Origin of the sequence: Massilia sp. TWP1-3-3 (assembly GCF_049897805.1) — a bacterium.
GTDB lineage: Bacteria > Pseudomonadota > Gammaproteobacteria > Burkholderiales > Burkholderiaceae_D > Telluria_A.
The window spans coordinates 1-6690 of the sequence record NZ_JAFCWX010000067.1 but is presented as its reverse complement, the minus strand read 5'-3'; the positions used below and the strand labels follow the sequence as shown (position 1 = coordinate 6690).

General features: G+C 55.9%; 6 protein-coding genes and 1 pseudogene. 4 read left to right on the top strand and 3 right to left on the bottom strand.

Annotated features, from left to right (window positions below; genetic code table 11):
- The first annotated feature begins 1203 nt into the window (after positions 1 to 1203).
- Both ACP7D4_RS27285 and ACP7D4_RS27280 read left to right on the top strand, forming a co-directional pair.
- Positions 1204 to 2097: a substrate-binding periplasmic protein gene (locus ACP7D4_RS27285; protein WP_426212516.1), complete on the top strand. Its 894-nt coding sequence runs from the start codon at positions 1204 to 1206 to the stop codon at positions 2095 to 2097.
- 301 nt (positions 2098 to 2398) lie between these two features.
- Positions 2399 to 2617 carry a hypothetical protein gene (locus tag ACP7D4_RS27280; protein ID WP_426212514.1) on the top strand — a complete coding sequence of 73 codons (219 nt, stop codon included), beginning with the start codon at positions 2399 to 2401 and terminating at the stop codon, positions 2615 to 2617.
- A 73-nt stretch (positions 2618 to 2690) separates the two neighbouring features.
- Here the strand turns inward: ACP7D4_RS27280 and ACP7D4_RS27275 are convergent.
- Positions 2691 to 2864: pseudogene (locus ACP7D4_RS27275) on the bottom strand (IS66 family transposase); the annotation flags it as partial.
- A 142-nt stretch (positions 2865 to 3006) separates the two neighbouring features.
- Here ACP7D4_RS27275 and ACP7D4_RS27270 point away from each other — a divergent pair.
- Positions 3007 to 3963, top strand: coding sequence for a hypothetical protein (locus tag ACP7D4_RS27270; RefSeq protein WP_426212512.1), 957 nt, complete (start codon positions 3007 to 3009; stop codon positions 3961 to 3963).
- 418 nt (positions 3964 to 4381) lie between these two features.
- Positions 4382 to 4813: a hypothetical protein gene (locus ACP7D4_RS27265; protein WP_426212510.1), complete on the top strand. Its 432-nt coding sequence runs from the start codon at positions 4382 to 4384 to the stop codon at positions 4811 to 4813.
- 201 nt (positions 4814 to 5014) lie between these two features.
- On the opposite strand, the gene gmtX is transcribed toward ACP7D4_RS27265, so the two are convergent.
- A complete protein-coding gene (gene gmtX, locus ACP7D4_RS27260; RefSeq protein ID WP_426212507.1) occupies positions 5015 to 5653 on the bottom strand; it encodes a gamma-mobile-trio protein GmtX in 639 nt (212 codons plus the stop codon).
- A 12-nt stretch (positions 5654 to 5665) separates the two neighbouring features.
- Positions 5666 to 6328, bottom strand: a complete 663-nt coding sequence (locus tag ACP7D4_RS27255; RefSeq protein ID WP_426212505.1) for a hypothetical protein — start codon at positions 6326 to 6328, stop codon at positions 5666 to 5668.
- Positions 6329 to 6690 lie beyond the last annotated feature (362 nt).

The window sequence follows — 6690 nt, the reverse complement described above, 5'->3', positions numbered from 1 at the left end:
CGTCATTCGCTCCTGCCTCGATACGCTGCGAAAGCAGGGCCACGGCATGCTGGAGGTGCTGCAACGCGCCTTCGCCGGTAATCCTATCCAGCCCACTGCATAGGCGCTGAACAGTCACGGATCTAGATGGTCAAATTCAGTTTTTGTCAGTGGTCGATATAATAAGTAATTGAAAATCAATGGCTTGGCGACATGTCTATAATATTCGGCTTGCAGCTGATGCGCTTGGGGTTGGAGGTGCAACCGAACGTAAAACCGGGTGAAGGGGCATCTTTCTGATTGAGGCCATTGACGCCGTTTGAAGCGCTGCCTGACGTCAGTTAGAGCAAACCTGTACGGTACAATCGTCTCAGGCAACTTCCGCTGTCGGCCAGAAGCCGCCATTCGGAAAAGGTATCGATTTTATGGTTCGACTTGATTGTTCTGGCGTAACCTTCGGCTCACAACTCGATGAACGTCACTTGTTCGAGTGGGCCATGCAAATTCCAGGCGCAGTGCGGTGGGAGCAAGATACACTTGTGGTTAAATCACTGAAGCTGAGCCAGGCATCGCTGCGAGACCTGATAGCTCTCTTCTCTCGATATCGGATACCCATGAGGCAGCTTGCCCAGTTTCGTAACGCCAGGAACGAAACGTGGTTTGCGTCGCCGCAGATGTCTTGGCACACGAGGGTTTTTGGATAGGCTGTAACCGGCCAGGAGCCGACGTTCAAATAGACGCGTAGGACGGCCAAATGCGCGCATTTAAAGCCAAATTTGCGCGCATTTACAAGGCCGCTAAAAGTCCGGGCGCGGGAGTCCAACAAACCCTCGTTTCTTACACTTCGAGCTCCGGATGCAGTGTGTTGACATGGTAGCCATAACCCCTTCTGCTTATCACACCGACTGCCGGATAATATCGGCGCAGGCGCTGCCGGACAAAGCGCGGCTGGTCAGCGCGGTAAATTTCCAGTATCACCTCGGAGATCGAAGTTCACGTGTGCGTAGGCGGATTTCTCCTTGTGATATTGCAATGGTGCGCGGTATGATCGCGAAGTGGATTTACCGCCTGTAGCGTCTACGTGCTCTCGATGCGCCGCGTGCAGCGCGCAAAAAAGGCCCTGCTCAATTGTATGGTTGCGCGCCGCTACCGGAACGGAGGCTGCGGGAAGGCAATTACGGGATAGTCTGTTCCACGGCAGCTGACCTGGTTGCGAGGCAATAATTGCAGATGATGAGCTACCTTGATCATATTCCCTGTGCACGCCACATCCCGCCTGCAAGCGATCCTTTGAATATGATGCACGCTAGCTCTTCCCGGGTGGGGCGCAGTGTTTCGGTCAATCGCCTATGGTCCACCTTCTGGATCAAAACAATCGGTACCGGAGTCGGACGCGTTATGGGCGTGCTAATGCTCGCGGGTGCATGCACGCTTTCGTGGGGCCAGCAAGGAGCGCCGAGCGTCACGCTGGCGACCTTGGACTGGCCACCGTACACCGGGAAAAACCTACCAGATGGCGGTCAGTCGACACAGCTTGTCAAGGCCGCGTTCGACGCGGTCGGTTATCACTTGCAGCCGGGTTTCTATCCGTGGGCGCGGGCCGTTTCCGCCACGACTTATCGTGAAGGTTATGTCGGCTATTACCCGGAGTACGCGTCTGTGCGAACCCGGAGAGAGTGTCTGTTAGCCGGGCCTATCGGAATTAGTCGGCTCGGGTTTGCACAGAAGAAAGTCCGCTCGCTCGCATTGAATAGCGTGCGCGATTTAAGCAAGTACCGTATCGGCGTAGTGCGCGATTACGTGAACTCGGAACAGTTAGACGCGGCCATCGCTGCAGGTGAGCAACCGACCGATGAAGCGCGCGATGATGCTCAAAATCTAAGGAAGCTGGTTGCCGGGCGAATTGATTTAGCCGTGGTTGACGCCGCCGTGATGGCATATCTGATGAGCGAGGATCCGAATTTGCGCCCCCATAGCGACGAGCTGATTTTTAGCGAGCGCTTGGTGGAGACCAAGGATCTCTATATCTGTTTTCGAAATGATCCCGCTGGCCGCGCCGCACGTAACCTGTTCAATACCGGCTTCCGCAAAATTGCAGCGGTGCGATTACGGCGATGACCACGGCGCCATTGCCATTACCATGATCGGCGCGGCGCTTCGCACGACTCGCCGGAACGCGCGCGCGTCCTGGCCACAGCGAAAAGCGTGATGCGTAACTATTATCTAGCAAATTAGTGCTGGCCAGAACTTTAGTAGAGCCCAGCGCCCGAAATGACGCATTCTTGCAACCCAAGTTTGAGCCCCAAACCGAATGGCCTTAGTGCGCCATTATGACGACAATGGGTGGCGCCAAAGCGCCGACGATTGACACGTCGAATGCGCGCTTCCCGACAGCGCCGGCTTTGCCACATTTGACGCCTTGCACGCGGCCGCGCCAGGGACCCCGATCCTGACCTTGCACGAAACGGGCAATGACGATCTGGCGGCGAGCGCCGTCCAGCAAGGGGCGCGCGGCACTCTGCTCAAGGGCAACTACCAGCACAACTTGCTGCCGCTGGCCATTGACGTCATTCTTGCCCATAACGACGCCGAAGCCACGAACGCCCGGCTGGCGCGGGTACTCAAGAAGCTCGTCTAGGTCTGATGCCGTCGCGTACAATCGACAGGAACCGGCCAGAAGCCGACATTCCAACTACTAGAACGGGTGAGTAGAGCTTGGCCGTGCCAAGCAGCGAGTAGATCGCGGCGGCACGCTCGCCGCCACTGTCGGCGCCAGCAAACAGGTAGTTGCGACGATCGATGGTTACGCCGCGGAAGGCCCGTTCGGCAGCCAAGTTGTCGATCTCAATGAGGCCGTCGTCGCGATAGCGCAGCAATGCCGACCACACAAGCACTCTGCGCTGAGTTCGCCTGGCATGGACAGCCTGCGCATGCCCTGCGTACAATTGACGGCATGCGGTCCCAACCGTTCAATGATGGCTCGCGCGAACGATGCGGCGAGCCCGCGCACAGCAAAGGACATGTCAGATGTGGGTGGTGGACGAAGAACCCTGGAGCTGGTTTCTCTTCGAGGACAGTGGAAGGCTGTATCTGGATGTGCTGATCGAAAAAGGTGCTATCTCGTACGGCGCCACTGCAGAACTCACGGACGGGCAGGCCGCCGAGTATGCCGCTGGCGGTCACAGCTGGATGAATAGCCTGGCGGGCACCGTACACGGGAAAGCGTACGACCTGCAATGGACCGCGCCCGCCTTGCCTGCCGACTTTCACGAGCGCACGCTCGACGCGTTGCGCGAGTGGCGCGCACGCAAGCGAATATTGAAGCGTTTCAATGTCTACAATAAGTCAATCGCCTTCGATCCCGCGACGGGCGACGCGCATGAAATCCAAAGAGTGGAGGATGCGGCCGTCGAGGGTATCGGCGATGTTGTCGCCGACACATGCGTTGCGTTGGTCCAAAACGGCACGCGTCAGCACCTCTATGTCGGGAAGGCGTGTTTCGAGCCGGAGTACGGAGCGCTTAAACTGAACTATGTGCATCAGTCCAATGGGACGACTGTCTTTTCGGCGGCGGACAGGACGAAGCAGGTGCAGCTCACCTACCCGTCCTGGTGGCTCCAATCTCCTCCCTGGCCGGTGGCGTTTGGTTCCCCGGCTGACGAGGACGAGGATTTTTGCGGGTATGTTATTACTGCCTTAAAAGCGCCGGACCGCGCCGCCCTCCTGGCTAGCTTGACCGGGCGGGCGCGCATTCATGGCGTGAAATACTATGCCTATTCGCCCGGAGCGAGCACCTCCCTGCCGGGGGTATTCCGGTTTTACGAAAACCGGGCGCGGGTTCCGGAGCGCTATGCAACTGTCCAGGGCTGGGTGGGGGATGCCACATTATGGCGACATTTCGGTTCCGGCGCATTGGCTGAGTGCGACGTCATTAGTCCAGCCGAAGCATGCAACATCATCGTCGAGCTTGAGAAGGCCAGATGAGATCGCGGCCCGCGCGCAGCGCCATGACGGCCAGTACGCGGCGTTCCTGCAGCACCGTAAGCAAGTCTACGAGGCTGCGAAAGAACGGCACCCAGAGCGCTGGGCCGAAGAAACACGAGGTTGGAATCTGAAGGACGAGGTGAGGTTGAATCCAGAACGAGATCAGCCAGAAGAATTAAGAAAAGCTGCATGACAAAACGCGACATCTTAGTTGACAACTACCGTCGACGGGATAGGTCGGCAGGCATACACCATCCGGCATCACCAACGGCGGCACCCGGCCAGGGGACATCCAACTATTTGCGTGGTTTGTGGGTTTTGTTATAGCTGTATCGATGCAGAGTAAAATTGAAATAGGGACCGCCGTTGCTGGGTCGCCTTGAGTTCGGCAGCATGAGATGTTATATCGCAGACATCTATGTTAAATCGTCGTTTTGCGACCTATACCACGTTGGGCTTCTACATCTATATGTTGCTACGCGGACTTAAAATATTGCCTCAGACAAGCTCTGCACATGCGGGACGAGTACTCCTATCATCCGCTGTGATGTATGAGGTTTATGGGCCTTTCGGCCAGGGCTACAATATCCGCACGTCTTGCGATGGTGATACTGCGACGCTTTCCTATCACTGGCGCGATGGCCCAGGCGCGGAGGTTCTGGCTTCTTCCGGACGTTATGAAATGTCCGACGAATCGGCTTACGATTCACAAGGCAAGAAGTGCATTGAACTTGAGGGTGACAGGGTAACAACGGATATACGTGATGAACTCGTGCTGGCGCTATTTGTTGTGAATCATTATTTCGCAACAAAAACAGGCCCCTTCACCAGAAATTCTTCGCCCAAATAATCACGCTTTATTCAATTAAGCGGCAGCCCAAAAATGCGCTCAAGTTCGCTACGCTTCGTTCCGCCGGACGCGCTGGCGCACGCCGCTTATCTCTACATTGAGCGGGCGCTTTGTGGAGTCGCGAATGCCCGCAAAGGGGCGTAACCGGACAGTGATCCTGCTTACCCGGTTGGCCGTTCCGTTGTAGCTCAAACCCCCGCTTCACCCTAACAATTTCTCGATGGCTGTCACGAAGCCGATTCCAAAAACGACCTGTTCCCGTTCAGTCAACACCCGTCCGCTCTGGTCGACTTTCCATCCCCAATGATCTAATGTTTTTTTCGAAATCGCAGAAGCCAGGGACTTCCTTTCGCTATCGGTAAGAATGTGATGCGATGGAGCAGCCGTCTGGCCTGTTGGCTGAACTCGCAAATCAACTACAGCGTTCTGTGACGCCAAGTGGCGGGCCGCACTCAGTTGAACCTTGGTCGATCTCAACTCGGCAAGAAGTAGGCCCAGCCTCGCCCGCAAGACAGGATCGATAACGCCCTCAAGTATTTCGTCTGCTTGTGTAACCCGGACCGAAACGCTCTTTCGCTTTTTTCCACCGACTGAGTCGGCGCAGGCTGCTATCAATGCCCTATATTTCTCACCTGTCTTGTTACGGATCGCTGCCGCTGATGGGCCGCCACGCTCCGCCGACAACCCGCCGATCATTGCAATCGAAAAATCGCGACTGCCCCTTTCATGCTGCTCGTTGCAGATTTCGAAGATAAGTCGCAGGGAGGATTGTGTCCTGGGATGAGCACCTTTCGAAAGATCGTTAAGAAATGATTCAGTATCCGGCTTCGTTTTCTTCATATATCTTTCCGATCACTGTTTGGCTTTAAACGACAACACTGTCGGCATTTTTGACGTCACTAATTTTTCGATCTCGCTCATCAGCCCCGAGTTGTCAAGCATTCTCTTCCCGTCGACAATTGCGTTAGCGTCGTTACGTCCCACGCGCGCCATCAGCAATTCGACAAACTGATTGCCTACCGCTAGCGCCTCGGCTTCGGTCAAGGTAGCGAATATCGGCGTTCTACCGTTCCTGGCCAGCATGGCGTCAAGTAGACGCCCCCGACGAAGATTAGCCGTCAAGAGGCTGTCGTTCGGATAGACCCGGGCACGTTGGCAAACAGCGTCGTACAAATCGAAGTCAGTGCATTCCAGAACCCCTATCTGCAAATCGCTCAAATTCCCGGCAAGTACCAAATCCATCTTGCGACCGTCTTTCTGGTCGACCATGCTGGCCAAGGCCGCCTTGCACCTCTCGACCAAGGCGAACGTTGCATGCCAGTTATGCGCGTCGATATCGACTTGCTCCAAGACGCGATCGCGTCGTGCATATGCTGATGACAGCTTGCGGTTCGACTCCTGATCGGGTGCGGTCTGCTGCGCATCTTCTATGTCGCACATAAGCTTCTCCAGGACACGTAACCGTTCGGCAGACTCAGTGATGGAGACGCCGACAGCGTTGAAGTGCGCGACCATCCCTCCTAAGAAAGCAGGACCCGTAATGAAAAAACGACAGCGAACGCAATTCTTAGGACCACCTGGGACTGGTGAGTAACGCGGCGTGGATTTCCCTTCGTTCAAAATTGCCCCCCCTTGGTCGCACCGCGAACCACCTACAGGACAGATTCCTAGATCACCAATAACCCATGCCCCTGGGTTACTGGCACTTAGCGCGGTAAGTCCCGCCGGGCCGTTCGATACGATGAGCGCGTGCAAGAAGTTTGATGGCTTTTGAGGGAGTTTTGTGCAGAATAACTGAGGTTTTAAGGCTGAGCGCCCTCAAAGAGCTTGACCAGCAAGCCCTCTGAGGACGAGTCTCTGGTTTCTGACACCGTTGA